Origin of the sequence: Paenibacillus sp. PsM32 (assembly GCF_030433815.1) — a bacterium.
In the GTDB taxonomy this organism is placed as follows: Bacteria; Bacillota; Bacilli; order Paenibacillales; family Paenibacillaceae; genus Saccharibacillus; species Saccharibacillus kyungheensis.
The window spans coordinates 659,578-679,059 of the sequence record NZ_JARUWY010000001.1; the positions used below are offsets into that span (position 1 = coordinate 659,578).

Consider the following 19,482-nt stretch of genomic DNA (forward strand, 5'->3'; position numbering starts at 1 on the left):
AACCTTGATCTACTCCTGACTTTGGGAACGACTAGATTCCTGTACTCCTGCATAATAAAGATTACCCGGATTAAGATCGATCACTACTCTACGAGGGGCAATCAATGAAAATTGATGCTCACACGTCCAGCGCTGTTCTTCATCTTGTCCAATCGTTTCTCCATCGGTAATAATATCGCCTTGCTCATATAAATAATGCGCAATATCCATCAAGAAACCAGCCACTTCATTCGGATTCATATCGTAAAAGTGACACTGCACATCCGGCACACCGAGCGCAGCTAACCCACAACTATCCATAACCATCTCTTGACGTTGTTGCTCGGATTGAATATTGTACAATCGAATATTTAGCGCGCCATACAGATCTTGTTCTTCTTGTAGAGCAGCTAAAAAAGCTTCCGGTTGAATCATTTTATCACTGCTACGCCAGTAAATTGCATCACATGGAGCAACTTCAAGTATAGCACGCAACACTTGATTAAAAAGTTTTAGGCGCTGTTGATGAGGTAGCCCGCGTGCCATCATATCGGTCAACATCAATTCATATTGGCATTGCTCAACCACTGCCGAAGCTTCTTGCCAGTGCCATGATTGCTGTAAAGCAGTCGCATAGGATTCCACTTGAATTGGCGTGTCTGAAGGCATAAGCACCGTTTGTACAGGCAAGTCTCCATCTTCATAATTGATGATATGATTGAGATGGAAAAAATGGTAATAATCTTTCGGGTCTACTTCTGTCTCCACATCATCAGTAGGGTTAGCTTCCCATACAGCCAGTGATTCTTGTTCGGTTCCTTCATCATCTACAATGGTATGAAGAGGCCCTGTGTATTCCTGTACTTTGGCATACAGTATATCTCGATCTATAGTGGGTGGTGTACGATATAGCAATTGTGCAGAGTATATATTAAAAAATCCAAAATCCTCATCAGCTTTTTCATTTTGCTCATTATGATCGTGTTCATTCATACTCATAACATATCTTTCCCCTTTCGCTCAATGGCTCGCTTAAGTAGTATTAACCTTTTTTTATGTAGTCGGCGCATTATTCTATGATTTACTGGTAACAGATGTTCGTCTTTTATCATACAATTCCTATGTGTTAACGTAAACCTATGATTTGGTCAGATTGGATTGTAAAGGGTGAAGTATGTTTAAATAGACTTATAGGCTAACAGCCAAGGAGGTCATGAATATGATTCATCCCAATACGATTAAAGTACGTGAAGATATTTGGAATTTTGCAAATGCTATTGATGAAAATGTAATGAATGAACATAGTCAGCCTAATAAATGGACGATAGCACAGGTGTTAGAACATTTGTATCTGATGGAAACGGCAATTACAGCAAGACTAAGATTGAAAGTAGCAGAAAACAATCCAGCTCCTTCTTCTATGCCGTCGACTCCATTTCATCTTACTCTGGATCGCAATCGTCATACGCCTGCACCTGCTGCCCTAGTACCTGCTGATAAGCACTGTACACTGATTGAATTGCAGACAAGGCTGATACGTTCACGCGAACTTTTTGTTGAATTGATCGAAAGTATAGATCCAGTGATGCTGGAAAATCGTACGATGGATCACCCTATTTTCGGCCCACTTACTTTGCAAGAATGGACTGAATTTATTGGACTTCATGAACAACGCCATTTAGAGCAAATGAAAGAAATCGAAGCAGAATTATCACAATATCATTAATAGGCATATCCTTTATCTTAAAGATCACATAGATAATCCTCGATATGAGCAATGATCCAGAAGTAATCCTGCTTTCTAACAAGCCTTCTCTTCTATAAGAGAAGGTTTTTTTAATCTATAATACGTATCAGATCGTTCTATACTATGTAACAGATCGTTAGGATAAATGAGATGATAGAAGTGCTGAATCTTGTACGTATTTGTCCTAACAGCTATTCCACGTTAAAATAGATATAATGTGACAACGTATTCTATAAACGATAAGGGGACTATACACATGGACGACAGAATCGCCAAAATTCGTGGACATATGCAAACAAATGGATTGGACAGCTTACTGATTACCGATCCCAAACATGTATACTATCTTACTGGATTCGCCAGTGATCCACATGAACGCTTTTTAGGGCTTTTTATTCCAGATGGAGACGAAGCCTTTTTACTATTACCTGCACTTGATGAAGACAAAGCTCGGAGCGCTTCTAGCGTCCCACGTATAGAGACACATACGGATACAGACAATCCTTATGTACGGTTGAAACAATGTGTCAAAGGCAGTATTGGCAATCTAGGTATTGAAAAAGAAAATTTATCTGTTGCGAGATATGAACAACTGTCAGAAGTACTCGGGGCGACTTCGTATCAAGATATCGGCAGTATGCTTAATTCGATGAGATCCCACAAATCACCGGACGAAGTGAAACGGATGAAACATTCTATCCAATTGATCGAAGAAGTACTACGTCGTGGTCTATCCAGTGTACGTATTGGAGTAACAGAGATAGAATTAGTCGCAGAACTTGAATACCAGATGAAAAAAGTAGGTGCTGAAAAGCCTGCTTTTGATACGATGGTTCTATCGGGTCCGAATACTGCTCTTCCTCATGGCGTACCGGGTACTCGTAAAATTGCTGCAAATGAATTATTGATGTTTGACCTCGGTCTATTTGCAGATGGATATGCTTCAGATATTACGCGTACATTTGCTATTGGAGAAATCGATGCTGAACTGAATAAAGTCTATCATACGGTGTTAGCTGCTAATGAAGCCGCTATTCAAGCGACTAAGCCAGGAGTAACTTTTGCCTCTATCGACAAAGCTGCTCGTGATGTGATTACAGAAGCTGGATACGGTTCTCGATTTGTCCATCGTCTTGGTCATGGATTAGGTATGGATACTCATGAATATCCTTCTGTACATGGTCAAAATGAAAACCTATTGCAAGAATGTGTATTGTTCACTGTTGAACCAGGTATCTATATTCCAGGTCATGGTGGCGTACGAATCGAAGATGATGTTATTGTGACTGCGGATGGTGTAGAAGTACTAAGTTCATTCCCTAAAGAATTAACAGTTTTAGGTTAATTTGCACCTCTGCATATACTATTTCTGATTAATATTGCTGATTTTGATAGTTTTTATAGCAGTACGTTATATGCTGTTAGTTCATCTCATACAAAAAAGACACGCTCCAGATCAGTTAATCTTTTCTGGATTGCGTGTCTTTTTTATATTATGGCTTGGCTATTTCTTGTGTTTCTGCTTCTTTTTCTTTAGCGATCTGGTAGCTAATCATTAACGGTTTGTCTTCTTCTGCTACTTTCATACCTCGTGCAATGTACAAGAACGGTGTACCTGCTGCAGTAAGTACGAATTTAAGAATATACGTTGTTAAAAATATTTCAATCCAGACTTGCCATTCGTATACACCCAAGAAAGCAATACTACAAAATACCAGTGTATCGACAAATGAACTGATCATTGTACTTCCGTTATTACGTATCCATAATTGATGTGGCGCAGGAAACAATTGGCGCAACCATGTATATAGACGTACATCTAGGAATTGACTAATTAAATACGCTGATAGACTAGCTACCATCAATCTAGGAAGCTGACCAAAAATAGTAATTAGCGCAGACTGTGCTTCACTCATTCCATCGACACCGTAAGCATCGAATTCTAAAACCATTTGCATAATAATCGTCGTCATAATCAATGTGAAAAATCCAAACCAAATCGCTTTCCTTGCTACTTTGGGTCCAAATTTCTCATTCAACAGATCGCTTGCTAAATACATACTCACATACATCGTATTACCAAGTGTCGTCACAACCCCAAACAATTCAATCGTTTTGATCACTTGAACGTTAGCGAGTACTGTAGCAACCCCAATCCAAGCATACATTCCTTTAATTCCAAATAACCGATAACATAACGTAAACAATCCATAATTGACGATAACAAATAAAATGCCCCACCATATATTAAACATACTTTTCCCCCTAGTTTTGATAACGCGGGATGGTTACGAACCGCGGATCAATCACTGAAAACCTGTTTTACTTTATCATACGAGCAAGCAAGCTGCCAACTATTATAACTAATTTTCCCATAAAAGATATGTCATTATAGATATTGATCTTCTTTTGAGCTGAAAATAACAGGCATCATATCCACACTACTACTTTATTGAAACCCAAAAAGTCTACTCTTTATCTATAACGATAAGGAATAGACTTTTTGAATGTTTATCTATTATTGCATGTACGCTAAAATGAATGATTATTTACGAATTAAGAAGCTTCTGCTGTATCCAGATCACGATCAGGTTGATTGTATACCTCTTTATTCTGTTCTTTTAGCAATTTGCTACTAATTACGCCAGATGTCATTGATCCGCTAACATTCAGTGCTGTACGCCCCATATCGATCAATGGTTCTACAGAGATCAATAGACCTGCTAGAGCAACCGGTAGATTCATCGTAGACAATACGATCAATGCTGCAAATGTAGCTCCACCGCCTACACCAGCTACACCTAATGAACTGATCGTAACCACTGCGATCAATGTCAAAATAAACTGCCAATCTAACGGATTGATGCCTGCCATTGGTGCGATCATAATCGCTAGCATAGATGGATAAATACCTGCGCATCCATTTTGCCCGATAGTCGCTCCAAAGCTAGCAGATAAGTTAGCAATCCCTTCGGATACACCTAACTTCTTCGTTTGTGTTTCTACATTCATTGGAATCGTAGCCGCACTTGAACGGGAAGTAAAAGCAAATGTAAGTGTAGGAATAATCTTTTTAACATATTGAACTGGATTCAGACCTGAGATCGCTAAAATAATCAGATGAACAACAAACATTGCGATCAAAGCTACATAAGAAGCCACTACAAAGTTAATCAATTTCAGTATTTCTTGACCACTTGTCGTTGCAACCATTTTAGCAATAAGAGCTAAAATACCGTAAGGCGTTAGGCGCAGAATAATCGTTACCATGCGCATAACTACACCATAGATCGCTCCCATCATACTCTGGAACATCTCACCTTGTTTTGGATTTTTGCGTATAAGACCCAAGGCTGCTACCCCAACAAATGCTGAGAAAATAACAACTGCTAACGTAGAAGAACGACGAGAGCCTGTCATATCTGCAAAAGGATTAGTCGGAATAAATTCTAACAACTGTGCAGGTAACGACATATCTTCGACATCACCTAGACGTTCTTGCAATATCACGCCACGTTGTTGTTCCGCTTCACCAGCAGGAATATCAAGAGCAGTTAGATTGAAGCCAAGTGCTACTGTAATTCCTATCGCTGAAGCAATTGCGGTAGTGAATAGCAATACCCCGATAATCGAACCACTGATTTTACCTAGATTTTGCTTACCACTCAGATTAAGAATCGCCATAATGATCGATACCATAATAAGTGGAATAACGACCATTTGTAACAATCCTACATAGCCACTACCTACAAGATCGAACCATTCCATAGAGTCAGAGATCACTTCTGAATCCGGCGTATAGATCCATTGCAAGACTACTCCGTATGCAATACCAAGGATTAACCCGGCAAATACTCTTTTTGTAAATGAAATATGCTTTTTCTGCATCCAACCGAGAAGAACGATCAGTAAGATCAGAACAGCTATATTCACAATAACTAGCAAAACATTCATTTTGACACCCCTTTTGATATATATGTAGTGACTGAATAGCGAGTCGCATTTCATTTTAGCATAATGTCGAGTAAACAGGTAGGGTTATTTATAAGATATATTCATCATGCTTTTTCTACATTTTTTGCGCTTTTTATAGAAAAAAATTAGTTTTATAGCTAAATAAATGAAAAAATACCTATTCAAACAGTGGTCGATTGATATAATATAGATAATTATTTGTATCTTTTTACTCAGTACTTTAAGCTTATATACGCAATTATTCATGTCATATTTACAGATAAACCTGTTTAAATAGGATGGATATTGAGAGGGGTCGAATAAATATAGTTCTTTTTACTTAAAATATACATAGAATTGTATATTTAGTTTGTTTCACTTGGAATATTTGCGCAATTATCTATGTCACATTTTGTCACGTCACTAGGGGTCCGTTGGAAAAGGTTGTTTAGCTACTTTTTGATGAAAGAAAGAGTAACTGTTTTTAAGTATGGGAAGGGGTAAGTTTGCATGTTCAGAATCAATCAATTTATTAGCCGTAAAATTATGGTGACGTTCGCTTTACTTATTGTAGCAGTCTGTATTGTACTCAGTCTTTTCTTTTTCTTTATGACTCAAAGAATAATCAATCAAAATGTAGTTCCTCAATTCCGTCAGGTGTTGAATATCGCTATGGATGGTATTATCAAAGGAATGGATAATACACAAGCTATGCAAGCAGCACAAGGCAACAGTGGCGAGATCATGAAGATCGAAACATACTTAGAAACTCAACTTCAAGCCTATCAATTGGATAATCTATATCTACTTCGTATTGAAGAAAATAAAGCCGTTGTAGAAGCTGTAGCAAATAGCTCCAAAAATTTTAAAGACAAGCAAGAAGTTCAACTAAGTGACAATATCAATACTGCAATGTCACAAGGCAAGCTTTTGACAGATTTATATCAGACCGATGCTGGTTCTACAGTGACTTATTATTATCGCGTACCGGGTAGTTCAGTAATTGTCGCAGCTAGTATGGATGCTAGTTTTGTAAATGGAATTATTTCTAACTTAATTTGGACAACTGTAATTGTAGCAATTGTGGCTCTTGCCGTATGTCTATGGGTCGCTTACAAATTCAGTCGTAAAATTACTCTTCCTCTTGCCCGTCTGGTTCGTCATACTCGTCTAGTCGCAGAAGGTAATCTACAACAAGAGATCAAAATGACAGGAAATGACGAGATTGCTCAATTGGCTCGCGGATTCCGCCTGATGACCGAGAACTTGCGAACAATGGTTCATCAAGTATTGGATAGTTCAGACAAAGTAGCTGTAGGTACAGAAGCATTAACTACACGCTTAAACAAAATGCAACATATGGTGGATCAATCAGTTCAATCTGTAACCAGTATCGAATCAGGTAGTGAAATGATCGCTAATACCACTTCTGAAAATGCACGTGCGATGGAAGAAATCACTACAGGTATTCAGCATATTGCTTCGTCTACTGCTGAAATTTCAGAACAGATCGGTGATGCTTCAGATAGCGCAATTACCGGTAACCAAATGGCACAACAAGCTGTTACACAAATGGGTTCTGTCGAGCAAGCAGTACAGGATACCAAATTATCTGTACAGACATTAATCGACCGTTCTGAATCAATCAGTCAAATTCTAGTAGCAATGAGCGATATCACTAAACAAATCCGTATGCTTTCCCTAAATGCTTCGATTGAAGCCGCTCGTGCAGGCGAACATGGACGCGGATTCGCTGTTGTTGCTCAAGAAGTAGGTAAGCTTGCTGAGCAATCCCGTCACTCTACTTATGAAATCGAAGAAGCATTAGAATCGATTCGCGAAGAATCTCAAAAATCGACACAATCAATGGATATCGTTAATAACGAAGTCAGATCAGGAACAGAGTTAGTTCAACAAGCAGGCGAAGCTTTCAATCGCTTTGTCGAAATGATGCAAATCGCTAACCAAACTGTTCAATCTGCATCAGCTGCTACCCAAGAAATCTCTGCTGGTTCAGAAGAAGTGAGCGCTTCAGTCGACGAAACTGCCGAAATCACTCACAAATCCCTATCCAACGTCAAAGCCATCGCCAAAAACGCCGAACGTCAATCCGGCGAAATGTTAGCCTATGTGGAAATCATGCGCGAACTCAACAACGAAGCTCTATCTCTACAAAATATCGTGAGCAAATTCAAAATCTAATCCATTTGCCAACCATATACCAAAAAAACTTATATCCACAAATCCTATCCAGACCAGTATAGCCATCAAGCTATACTGGCCTTTTTTTTCAAAACCACCATCACCCTCATCTTTTCTTTCCCCCTCCACCAAATCCCTATTACCCTTTCTTAATATCCCACCATCTATATCTATATCCATTCCCTATACTATTTCCTTTTTCATCTTTCTTGTTCACGTTCTTTTCTATTACACCTCCCCACTTCACTCCCCCCACCTATTTTCATCCCCTACTCCCTGTACCACCTTATCTTTTCTGCCCTTCTCCCCCCGGGTTTAAGCATTTTCTCCCTAGCCGATACCCAGCGGAGGGGATCAATTCTTCTGAAAGAGCGAAGCGCTCGCCTTTGTAAAGAAATCCCGACCGCTAAGCGGTTATTCAAAGGGATTCCTTTACAACAGCGACGACAAGAAGAACTGATCCCCGTAGCCTTCTCAGCTCCCAACCCACCCCCTTTTCAATTCACCTCCCCCTTATATTTTCCTATTGTTTGGTTTACAATAAGAAAGCAGACAATTTACCATACTTTTTGATAAAAATCTGTTAATGATGAGTACAAACGGAGGAAGAATCATGCTTTTTATTGATAATCAGGGAATTCACGATCCAACCATCAATCTGGCAATCGAAGAATTCGTACTTAAACATTTGCCAATGGATGATAGCTACCTGCTTTTTTATATTAATGAACCCTCAATCATTATCGGTAAGCATCAGAACACGATCGAAGAGATTAACGCTGAATATGTAAAAGAAAATCATATTCATGTCGTGCGTCGTCTTTCTGGTGGTGGAGCAGTGTACCATGATCTAGGGAATTTAAGTTTTAGCTTTTTGACCAAAGATGACGGTCAATCGTTCCATAACTTCCGTAAGTTTACTCAACCGGTGGTTGAAGCATTACACCAATTTGGCGTTAATGCTGAATTGTCTGGCCGTAATGATCTTCAAGTCGGTGAACGCAAAATTTCAGGAAATGCACAATTTTCTACACGTGGACGGATGTTCAGCCATGGTACATTGATGTTTGATTCTGAACTGGATAATGTACAATCTGCTCTTAAAGTAAATCCAGAGAAGTTCAAATCCAAAAGTACCAAATCGGTTCGTAGTCGTGTAGCAAATATCACCGAGTTTTTGGAAAAACCGTTAACGATGGAGCAATTCCGCGACGATATTTTGCGCCATATTTTCGGTGTCGAACCTTCCGAAGTCCCTCAATATGTACTGACAGAAGACGATTGGAAAAAAATCCACGAAATCTCTGCCGAACGTTACCGCAACTGGGATTGGAACTATGGTCAATCACCTGAATCCAATATCAAGCATACTCGCAAATTCCCTGTAGGGATTATCGATCTACGTATGGATATCAAAGACGGTCATATTCATGAGATCAAAATCTATGGTGACTTTTTCGGTATAGGCGATGTAGCAGATATTGAAAATAAATTGCGTGGTCAGCGTTATGAAGAAAGTGCAGTACAGACAGCACTTGCTGATACAGATATTAAGCACTACTTTGGTAATATTGAATTAGAGGAATTTGTAGGATTGGTATTTTTGCAAGACTAGAATGAGATAGATAAAAGGAGAGTTACCTACATGTATAAATTAATCGCAATCGATATCGACGATACACTGATCAATGATAATAAAGAAGTAACACCTGCTACACAGACTGCTCTTGAACAAGCTGTAGCCAAAGATGTAGTGGTAACACTCGCTACAGGTCGTGCTTATGCTTCTGCTCAAGCGATCGCTCGTCAAACAGGACTTAATGTACCGATTATTACGTATCAAGGAGCATTAGTTAAAAACTTGATGGATGAAAAAGTATTGTATGAGCGTTATGTACCGATCGAAGCCGCTCGTAAATTATTTGAATATTGCATCGAACACAATTTGCATTTGCAAACCTATATCGATGATAAATTATATGCGCGTGAAGTAAATCAACATTTGATTGATTATGCAACATTGAACGGTACACAGTACCATATCGAACCTGACTTCAACAAATTGATTGAGCAACCTACACCTAAAATGCTGATTATTGATGATCCTGCATTTTTAGATGAACTACAACCTATTTTGCGTGAATTGCTAGGCGACAGTGTTCATATCACCAAGTCCAAACCTCAATTCCTTGAAATTATGCACAAAGAAGGAACCAAAGGGGCTGCACTCACTTTTCTTGCAGATTATTTCAATTGTGATCTAAAAAATGCAATCGCTGTAGGTGATTCTTGGAATGATCATGAAATGTTAGAAGTAGCGGGTCTGGGCGTAGCGATGGGTAATGCGATTCAACCTCTAAAAGATATTGCTGATTACATCTCTGCTAGCAATAATGAAGATGGCGTAAAAGAAGTGATCGAGAAATTTATTTTGAACGCTTAATATAGCTTTCATCTGAAAATCGTATGTAACAAACAAGCACCTTGCCAAGGAGTATAGGATCATCTGCATCATTATGTGCTAGATAATCCTATACTCTTCGGAAGGTGCTTTTTTATGCGTTTTGACTTCATTATCTATTTTTCATCTGGTCGAGTGCTTCTAGATATAACACTTGCAAAAACTTTTTGATACTAACTTTGCTTTTGCCATCGTCTCGCTCTTCATCGATTTCTTTCATTTTGGCACGAATATCTTCAAAGTCGAAATACAGTGGCGCATAATGTTCAAACTTGGGATTACCATAATCGGTTAGCCCTATCGAAGCTAAATGATTCAGCGCTGTTGTCACTGTCCGTCTGATGCGTTGCTCAATCGCTTTGGCTTCTTTATCGACTTCACGTGGAGTATGCTTGTAACGACTCGCTGCGGCTTCGTACAATTGTCGAAGAGGTGGAAATGAACCTGGCTTACCTTGTTGTTCCAAAAGGATCTCCATAATCGCTGTCAAATCACCACACCCTGATTCGCCTACGATCCCTAGATTCATATAAATAGGACGTACCATATCATCGACTGTTCGTGGCTTCACAGATGTAGAAGAAGACGTATGAGGTGATATCTGACTAAGGGTATCCAGTTTGGATAAAGATGATTTGAGTTCATTCAAATAATGCTTAATTTCTGTATGCTCACTCACCCGAGACAGTACTGATTCTACTTCTATCCGGTTGATCGGCTTACGAATAAAAAATTCAATCCCGGATTGATAAGCTTCGCCTACCATTTCTTGATTTTCAATCTGTGAGATCATGACGTATTTACCATGATAGCCCTGACGCTTCAATTGGGTAATCGTTTCTAATCCATCTTGATCCGGCATCAACCAATCGATTAGCACTACATCAGGATGCGTCTCTAAAATAATACGTGTTCCTTCTTCCCCACCGCGTGCTGTACCAATCACTTCGCCAAGCTGACTTTCTTTGATGATATTTTCAAGCATCGCACGAGTTGCTGGATCATCATCTACAATACAAAAAGATAAAGCCATCTTATTCCCCCTTTTTCAACAATAACGTTGGTAATTTCACTTCAAAGACTGTTTTCCATAGTGATGTATCTGCTTCTTGTAATTGAATACGTCCTCCTAGCGAAGATACAATATCATGTACATGGGAAAGCCCTATGCCTGTAGCCGCACTTCCACCTTGAGCAAATTTAGTCGTAAATCCAGGTTCAAAAATCAATTCACGTGCTTGTTGCTCTATTCCTTTACCCGAATCATACACAGTTAGTACCGTATCTTGTCCTTGTTCACATACACTAACCTCAATCGAACCTTTTTCACCCAAAGCTTCGACAGCATTGGATGTCAAATTGTTCAATATCGTCAGCAAAGGAATATATTCAGAAGTACTATAATTCACTTCTAAACGAGCGGTAAATGTTACTTTTTTGTCTAACATGGTGGCATATTTACGATTGCCGCGTATTGTATAATCGAGAATTTCAAACAGTGATAATACTGTTTTTGATTGTTGATCAAATAATTTGAGTAAGCCTGCCGCAATACGTTGTGAGTCTTTTTTGACTTCATGTATTTCCTGGGTAATACTCAGTTGTCGTTGACTGTATTCTGTCAGACCTTCTCGCTTCATATCGGTATACAATCGGTAACTACTACTGGTTAGATGTTCTATCGTATCCATTGATTTGCGTAAATAAAACACTTCACCATATAAGCCTGCATTGACAGCTAACATCTGTTCCATCCGCTTTTTCTGTTCACTATGAAGCGCACGAATCTGACTGACAGCGATACTGCTATATAATCCAGTCGTAAAAAACCCACGAATAACAGCGACTAGAAAAATATAGCCCCATGTAGCTGGAATCATAATATCACTACCTGTAAGTCCCCAGCGACAGATCATTTCGACCGTATTAGAGCCAAAATCGATAAGTGCAGTCACTCCACTTAATAACAGTAGATTCATCTGAGGAAGTCGACTTTGAATAACAAACATTCCAATCGCAAAAGTCATATAGTACAACCCTGCTGAAGTATGCACACGTCCACTTTCCTCGATTGAAAATAAATGAGGTGCCGAAATAAAATCTAACACCATCCGAAATACAACTACAGTCAAAGCAGTAAATATCCCTGTTTTCAAATAAGGCAGACGATTCATCAATAACATTAATAATAGAAAAGCACTACCACCCAGACCAATACGGAACAGATCACCTTGTACCGGATTGATTTTAAATTCCCCTGCTACTGCTGTACCGATTGCTACAGTAAGGATCTGGATTTTTTCATTTTTAAAAAAAGTCGCCATCCGTCCTTCCGCTCCTCTGGAACTGGTTTCTGCTGCGACTTGCTGATTCACTAACGAGTACTTTACCTTTGTCATTAGCTTATAAAAAGTATTTTGAAATTGTTTATATGGTATCATACATTTTCCCTTTCAGGCTGTATACTTTTACAAATTACTTACAAATCTTGATTACACATACCAAAAACCGGCTTCCCTGCGGAAACCGGTGATATAAAGGCACACATAATGATCCATGTTAAGCTGTTTTGGTTTCTAACCGTTTGGAAATTAACGATAACGCATAATTAATCACAAAATAAATAACAGCGATTAATAATAAGATGGGAATCGGGTAATTTGAATTTTGTCCCATAATAATCTGTGCATTGTGTACCAATTCCGCAAGCGAAATAATAACAGCTAACGACGTATCTTTGAGTAGCGAAATAAACTGACTCACTAATGGTGGAACCATTTTGCGTAGTCCTTGTGGTAACACAATATGCCATAACGTTTGCATTTGCGTGAGCCCTGAAGAACGTGCAGCTTCTACTTGTCCTTTGGGAACTGAAGTTAGACCGGCACGTACAATCTCCGAAATCATCGAAGCTTCAAAAGCAGTTAACGCTACAATCGCTCCAAAGGTGATCGTCATTTTGATACCAATCTCTGGCAAGCCAAACTGTACAAACAAAATAATAAGCAATAATGGCAAATTACGCAAGACTTCTACAATAACCATTAAGATCGGTGATAAAATAGGTACTTTAGCGTACCGAATCGTACCGACAATACAGCCGATTACAAAGCTAAGTATAATAGCGATAAAGGCTACAAAAAGTGTTATTTTCAGCCCTTCCATAAGAAAGCGCAAGTTATCCGGTGAATATGCTCCTATGAAATCCATAGATTGCCCTCCTTTGGTTCCTCTGACTCTTACTTTTTATTTCTGTGTTATGAGAGATTCTATCTCAATCGTTATGAATTTTTCGCCCATTTGCGTTCTAATACAGATGCTCCATAACTCATTGGTAAAGTCAGCACAAGATAGAACATCGCTGCAAAAATATAAGTACTGAAGATAACATATGTCTCGCTACTGATTTTGTCTGAAAAATACATCAGATCTAGACCAGCTACGATCGTAAGTACAGAAGAGTTTTTGATCAGATTAATAAATTGATTACTAAGCGGTGGAATAACCAATTTGATCGCTTGTGGCAAAATAACATGAATCATCGTCTGAATATAAGTCATTCCCGCTGAACGTGCTGCTTCAGATTGTCCTTTAGGTACTGATTGAATACCTGCTCGAATCGCTTCTGCTATAAATGCCGACGTATAGACGGTTAAGCCTAATGTACCTGCGGCAAATCCATCTAATTTGACACCGATTGAAGGTAATCCCCAAGAGAAAAACAACACCACGATCAAAATAGGAATATTTCGTATAAATTCAACATAAGCGGTACCGAACCACTGTAATGGCTTTACACCACTAATTCGGAAAATAGCAATAATCGTTCCTAATACAAAGCTACCAATCAATGCCAGTACACTCGCTTTGATCGTATTCAGAAACCCTTCCAAATATAAAGGCAAATAATCGACAAGAATCGAAAAGTCCAACATATATTCTGTACCTCCTTAGCCTGTGTATACATCATCAAACAAAAAGGTAGGCAACGATTGCCTGTTGCCCACCTTCTGTATGTGTTACGAATGATCGCTTCAAGAGATCATGATTTAGGTTGTTGGCTCTTTACCAATCCATTTTTTATAAATTTCATTGTAAGATTTGTCAGCTTTCATATCGGTAAGAGCTTTATTGATCGCTTCAACCAATTTGGTTTCGCCTTTTTTCACAGCGATACCGTAAGGCTCATCTGTAAATGGCTTACCTACTACTTCATAGCCAGGATCTTGCGCAGCCATACCGTACAGAATCGCATCATCTGTTGTTAAAGCATCACCTTTACCTGCTTTGAGTGCGTTGAATGCATCTTGATAATTATCAAATTCCAATACCGTTACACCTGGTACTTTGTCTTCAATATTTTTAATCGAAGTTGCACCTTTAGAAGCAAGTACAGTCGTATCTGCGGTTACATCTTCAATTCCTTTGATCGGGCTACCTTTTTTCACTAATAGAGATTGTCCTGCTTGGAAATACACATCCGAGAAGTCTACTTCTTTTTTACGCTCATCTGTAATCGTCATCGTTGCGATAACCATATCAATATCGCCATTGTTAAGCATAGGGATACGTGTTTTGGATGTCACTTCTTTGAACTCTACTTTGCTCGCATCTCCTAAAATACTTTTGGCTAGCGCATGAGCCATATCAATATCGAATCCTTCTACATCACCTGTAGACGGGTTTTTCAGACCGAATAATTTGGTATCGTATTTTACACCTACGATTAATTTATCGCGTTCTTTAATTTGATCCAGAAGAGCATTTGAACTTGCTGTGGACGAAGAAGTCGGTTTGCTTACGCTACATGCTCCGAGTACTGTAACAATAGCTACCATACACGCTAACAACATCGCTAATTTTTTAACATTGTATCTTTTTTGATTTTTCATAAGTAAATCCCCTTTTCTATGTGTTATTAGTGAACTATAGAGATTAGATATTAGTGATTTAATAAGCGACTCAAGAACAATTGTGCACGCTCTTCTTTTGGATTGGAGAAGAATTCTTCAGGTGTAGCTTCTTCTACAATTTTGCCTTGATCCATAAAAATCACGCGGTCTGCGACTTCGCGAGCAAATCCCATTTCATGAGTAACGACAACCATAGTCATTCCTTCTCTAGCGAGTGCTTTCATAACATCAAGTACTTCACCGACCATCTCAGGGTCTAATGCAGAAGTCGGTTCATCAAATAACATAATTTCAGGTTTGACAGCAAGACCTCTAGCAATCGCGACACGTTGCTGTTGTCCCCCGGATAATTGGGAAGGGTACGCATTCGCTTTTTCTGCTATACCTACTTTTTCTAAATAATACATAGCTGTCTCCGCAGCTTCTGCTTTGGATACACCTAATGCTTTGATAGGAGCCAGTGTAATATTATCGATTACTTTTTTATGGGGATACAAATTAAAATGTTGGAACACCATCCCAATTTTGCGGCGAAGCTTATTAAGATCTGTTTTGCGATCATCTACTCTTACATTGTTGACCGTTAACTGTCCACTACTGGTATCTTCAAGACGATTGATACATCGGAGCATAGTGCTTTTACCAGAACCGGAAGGCCCGAGTACAACAACCACTTCTCCTTGCTTGACATGAAGATTAATTCCAGTCAGCACTTGAAAATCTCCATAGAACTTGTTAACTTCATGGAAGGTAATCATCATATTCCTCCTTAAAATTCCATAAATAGTATATGTTATGTTTCTCTTGTTAGTTATACTTACATTTTATATAATCTTAAGCTACACCTATGTAAAACTACACAATCCTACATTAAATAGTAGTAAATTTCTGTTTTATTCTAAATAATGATCATAAAAATGCAAATAAACCGGTAAACAATCTACCGGTTTATCGTATTTCTCTATATGGTGAATACATTTATTCTTAGTGTTATTCAGATAATAGCGAAGAATAATTGCCTAAATCTACAGTCATGCCTGTGCGAGCGATACTAACACTGGCAGCCAAATTCAAATCTTCACGCAAATCTACTTGATGAGACATATGCGTATAGATCGTTTCAGAAGGAACCACTTCATCTATAAGTTCGGCCGCTTCATACATATCATAGACAGAACGAGTATAATATTCTGCTTCTTCACGAACAAAGCTTGTTCCTAAAATCAACAAATCTAACATATGCATCGGTTTTTTCTGTTCTTTATCAAGTCCAATAGCATCCGAACAATATACCCAGGCAAACTCATTTTTTTCAAACCGATAGGCATAAGAGTATCCGTTATGTCCATGATGTACTTTCCATGGAGTAATACTCCAACCATTCAATTCCATTCCTTGATCATTCGCTATCAATTCAATATAACTACTAATCCACGGAAATTGCTTACCGATCGCATCCAATACTTCTTGTGGAGCAAATAAGCGACCTTTTAACTGTTGCCAGCGACAAGCGTCCGCCCATTCTGGCAAACCTCCAATATGATCAAAGTGTGCATGAGTGACAATAACGTCTGTAATATCTGCACGACGATTGATCATTTCCATCTGTGTTCGCCAATCAGGCCCACAATCTAATAAAAAGTCGCCTTCAATACCTTCTACCAGTACAGAAGATCGTAATCTTCGGTTCGTTCCACCACTACGTGCTTCTTCACATACTTCACACTCACAATATACTCTTGGCACGCCCATTGCATCGCCTGTTCCTAAAAATGTTAATCGATCTACTCGTCCGTTCATGTTTATATTCTCTCCTTGAGCGTTGCCATCTAGTATCATTTATTATATCATTTTCTTGTATCTTTCGACATATGAATCGTGACCTTTGGCTTAGTTAAAAAGGTAAGGTATTTAGGTCTTGTTCTGCTTTTACCCACAAAAAAACTTCTTTAAGCGTGAAATGAGCTTCACGTAAAGAAGTTTTTTAATTTTATGCCCAATAACATCTATTTATGTTATTTTATATCCCAGCTAGCACCTGATACCATATTCCACGACTAGAATATAGATTTTTACGTACTTCACTCCATCCACCCAAATAGTTAATATCAAACAGTCCTTTTGGTGTAGGATACTCACTTACGTGTTTTGCCATCACTTGCTCGTTTACAGGACGGAACCCATGCTTTGCAAATATTTCTTGGGCTTCTGGTGTCCACAAATAAGCAAGAAATGCTTCAGCCACTTTACGTGTTCCATGTTCATCAACATATTTATCGACAACTGCGGCTGGATTTTCGATCAGAATAGTATCGTCAGGTATAACCACTTCGTATTTAGCTCCTTGCGCCATTCGTGCAAGCAATTCATTTTCATACGTTACAATCACATCGCCTACACCGTATTCAAATGCCGCCATAGAAGCACGTCCGCTTTTGTCCAATGACTCCACATTTTGATGCACTGCTTGTAGAAAAGCTTTTGCCGCCGCAGGATCTTTTTGACCTTCATCTCGTTCAGATTGCTTGAGACCTGCACCATAGATCGCATTGATATCCCACTGCGCACCACCGGATGTTTTGGGATTAGGGTATAACACTTTTACCCCTGGCTTGGTGAGATCATTAAAGTTATGAATACCGAGAGGATTGCCTTCACGTGTACCTAATACAACGATAGAACGTGTAATCATGCCTTTATGCGGTTCATCTCTCCATGTATCTTTGACCAGTCCGGCTTTTACTAATTTATCAATATCACCTTCTAGTGATAACAAAGTAACATCAGCTTCAAATCCACCTGCAATTGCTCTAGCTTGCGTACCTGAAGCTTCATACGATTCTTGAAATTTTACATTTTGCCCTGTTTTGGCTTTCCATTCTGCTTGAAACTTGGGTAAAATCTCGCCTACAGCATCTTTGGCGACACTGTATGCACCAATCACTAAAGTAATATCTTTGCCATCATTGGACACAGCACTAGCAGAAGCTGTAGCATCTGTTTCTGTTTGATGACTACAAGCTGACAAGACTACACTCATAACAAGTAGTAAAGCCAGCACTAAACGACTACGGATCATAGACATTCTCAAGCGATTGTTCTTCAAGCCCAATCCCTTCCCTTCCCGCGTTCACAGACCATACTCAGCTTACTTTTGCTGTTAAATAAACATCGATAACGTATCATTTTTCAGGCGGTTTTCAGCGATCCAACTTTCTTGATCATTAAATAGATATGCCCGGTGCACCATCACATGTACCGATTGTCCGATTTCTAATGTTTCTTTTTCCAGTGAACGATAGGTGATCAATGAATTCTGCCCCACCTGTACTTCAACCAACCACTGACTGCCGCGGAAATGAAGATGTTTTACTGTACCTTTCTCGGTAGCAGATAATAATGGAAATTCACTGGCATGACCTACTTCAATATATTCAGGACGAATCAATGCATGAATACCCGGATGAGACTGCTCATGATCGAATCCTTTTAACAGCGATACTTCATCTACAATTGTTGATTCTCCGATAAAGGAAGCGACAAAAGGAGTCGAAGGTTGTTTGTAAATATCCCATGGTGTTCCTTTTTGCTCTAATCGTCCACCGTTAATAATCATAATCTCATCTGCTACTTCAATCGCTTCATCTTGATCATGAGTCACAAAGATCGATGTAATACCGACACGTTCAATCAATTCACGAAGCCATGTACGTAATTCTTGCCGAATCTTAGCATCAATCGCAGCAAATGGCTCATCCAGCAATAACAATTGCGGTTCAGGCGCAAGAGCACGCGCAAAAGCTACCCGTTGTCGTTGTCCGCCTGATAACTGATGCGGATAGCGATGTTCAAATCCTGCTAATCCTGTGAGTTCTACTAATTCCTGTACACGTTCTTTAATCGCAGACTTTTTCATTTTTTTTACGGTTAGACCAAAAGCGATATTATCGAATACGGTCATATGTTTGAACAACGCATAGTTTTGAAAAACAAAGCCGATCTCGCGTTCTTGTGGAGGTAGTTGATTGACTTTTTGTCCATGAAAAATAATATCGCCACTATCCGGTGATTCTAGTCCAGCTAACATACGCAAAATAGATGTTTTTCCTCCGCCACTTGGACCTAATAATCCGATCAGATGACCTTTTTGTACATTGAAGCTAACGTCTTGTACAGCGTGAAATTGTCCAAAATGTTTATCAAGGTTACGAACTTCCAGATGCATA

The 19,482-nt window shown here is 39.0% G+C and carries 18 protein-coding genes; 5 read left to right on the top strand and 13 right to left on the bottom strand.

All coding sequences use genetic code 11. The annotated features are described in order from the left end of the window. Positions 1-9 precede the first annotated feature (9 nt). Positions 10-978 (bottom strand): DUF4261 domain-containing protein, encoded by a 969-nt coding sequence (locus QCD85_RS03095; protein WP_301261606.1) that lies wholly within the window; start codon positions 976-978, stop codon positions 10-12. A 220-nt stretch (positions 979-1,198) separates the two neighbouring features. Between QCD85_RS03095 and QCD85_RS03100 the strand changes: the two genes are divergently transcribed. Together QCD85_RS03100 and QCD85_RS03105 are read left to right on the top strand one after the other, a co-directional pair. Then, complete coding sequence (locus QCD85_RS03100; protein ID WP_301261607.1) at positions 1,199-1,705, top strand: DinB family protein; 507 nt, start codon at positions 1,199-1,201, stop codon at positions 1,703-1,705. A gap of 277 nt (positions 1,706-1,982) precedes the next feature. Further along, positions 1,983-3,071: a M24 family metallopeptidase gene (locus QCD85_RS03105; protein ID WP_301261608.1), complete on the top strand. Its 1,089-nt coding sequence runs from the start codon at positions 1,983-1,985 to the stop codon at positions 3,069-3,071. 148 nt (positions 3,072-3,219) lie between these two features. Here QCD85_RS03105 and QCD85_RS03110 read toward each other — a convergent pair whose 3' ends face one another. Next, complete coding sequence (locus QCD85_RS03110) at positions 3,220-3,981, bottom strand: queuosine precursor transporter (RefSeq protein WP_301261609.1); 762 nt, start codon at positions 3,979-3,981, stop codon at positions 3,220-3,222. A gap of 301 nt (positions 3,982-4,282) precedes the next feature. After that, positions 4,283-5,680 carry an L-cystine transporter gene (locus QCD85_RS03115; RefSeq protein ID WP_273615341.1) on the bottom strand — a complete coding sequence of 466 codons (1,398 nt, stop codon included), beginning with the start codon at positions 5,678-5,680 and terminating at the stop codon, positions 4,283-4,285. Positions 5,681-6,190: 510 nt separating this feature from the next. On the opposite strand from QCD85_RS03115, the gene QCD85_RS03120 reads away from it, so the two are divergent. Then, entirely contained in the window at positions 6,191-7,882 is a 1,692-nt protein-coding gene (locus QCD85_RS03120; protein WP_273615340.1) for a methyl-accepting chemotaxis protein, read from the top strand. On the opposite strand, the gene QCD85_RS03125 is transcribed toward QCD85_RS03120, so the two are convergent. After that, complete coding sequence (locus QCD85_RS03125) at positions 7,850-8,062, bottom strand: hypothetical protein (protein ID WP_301261610.1); 213 nt, start codon at positions 8,060-8,062, stop codon at positions 7,850-7,852. The genes QCD85_RS03120 and QCD85_RS03125 overlap by 33 nt on opposite strands. A 433-nt stretch (positions 8,063-8,495) precedes the next feature. On the opposite strand from QCD85_RS03125, the gene QCD85_RS03130 reads away from it, so the two are divergent. Both QCD85_RS03130 and QCD85_RS03135 read left to right on the top strand, forming a co-directional pair. Continuing rightward, complete coding sequence (locus tag QCD85_RS03130; protein WP_274170618.1) at positions 8,496-9,497, top strand: lipoate--protein ligase; 1,002 nt, start codon at positions 8,496-8,498, stop codon at positions 9,495-9,497. Between the two features lie 30 nt (positions 9,498-9,527). Then, entirely contained in the window at positions 9,528-10,325 is a 798-nt protein-coding gene (locus tag QCD85_RS03135; RefSeq protein ID WP_273615338.1) for a Cof-type HAD-IIB family hydrolase, read from the top strand. A gap of 130 nt (positions 10,326-10,455) precedes the next feature. On the opposite strand, the gene QCD85_RS03140 is transcribed toward QCD85_RS03135, so the two are convergent. From QCD85_RS03140 to QCD85_RS03180, 9 genes are all read right to left on the bottom strand, one after another. Then, complete coding sequence (locus QCD85_RS03140) at positions 10,456-11,376, bottom strand: response regulator (protein ID WP_273615337.1); 921 nt, start codon at positions 11,374-11,376, stop codon at positions 10,456-10,458. 1 nt (position 11,377) lies between these two features. Then, positions 11,378-12,718: a sensor histidine kinase gene (locus tag QCD85_RS03145; protein WP_301261611.1), complete on the bottom strand. Its 1,341-nt coding sequence runs from the start codon at positions 12,716-12,718 to the stop codon at positions 11,378-11,380. Positions 12,719-12,902: 184 nt separating this feature from the next. After that, positions 12,903-13,553 carry an amino acid ABC transporter permease gene (locus QCD85_RS03150; protein WP_069327184.1) on the bottom strand — a complete coding sequence of 217 codons (651 nt, stop codon included), beginning with the start codon at positions 13,551-13,553 and terminating at the stop codon, positions 12,903-12,905. 71 nt (positions 13,554-13,624) lie between these two features. Continuing rightward, complete coding sequence (locus QCD85_RS03155; RefSeq protein ID WP_273615335.1) at positions 13,625-14,278, bottom strand: amino acid ABC transporter permease; 654 nt, start codon at positions 14,276-14,278, stop codon at positions 13,625-13,627. Positions 14,279-14,392: 114 nt separating this feature from the next. Then, on the bottom strand, positions 14,393-15,235 hold the full coding sequence (locus QCD85_RS03160; protein ID WP_273615334.1) for a glutamate ABC transporter substrate-binding protein: 843 nt from the start codon (positions 15,233-15,235) through the stop codon (positions 14,393-14,395). Positions 15,236-15,285: 50 nt separating this feature from the next. Further along, on the bottom strand, positions 15,286-16,014 hold the full coding sequence (locus QCD85_RS03165) for an amino acid ABC transporter ATP-binding protein (protein ID WP_204825180.1): 729 nt from the start codon (positions 16,012-16,014) through the stop codon (positions 15,286-15,288). 232 nt (positions 16,015-16,246) lie between these two features. After that, on the bottom strand, positions 16,247-17,056 hold the full coding sequence (locus QCD85_RS03170; RefSeq protein WP_301261612.1) for an MBL fold metallo-hydrolase: 810 nt from the start codon (positions 17,054-17,056) through the stop codon (positions 16,247-16,249). A gap of 220 nt (positions 17,057-17,276) precedes the next feature. After that, the gene (locus QCD85_RS03175; protein WP_301261956.1) at positions 17,277-18,341 is read right to left on the bottom strand and encodes a sulfate ABC transporter substrate-binding protein; all 1,065 of its coding nucleotides are present in this window, start codon (positions 18,339-18,341) and stop codon (positions 17,277-17,279) included. A gap of 75 nt (positions 18,342-18,416) precedes the next feature. Next, entirely contained in the window at positions 18,417-19,481 is a 1,065-nt protein-coding gene (locus QCD85_RS03180; protein ID WP_273615332.1) for a sulfate/molybdate ABC transporter ATP-binding protein, read from the bottom strand. Position 19,482: the final 1 nt, after the last annotated feature.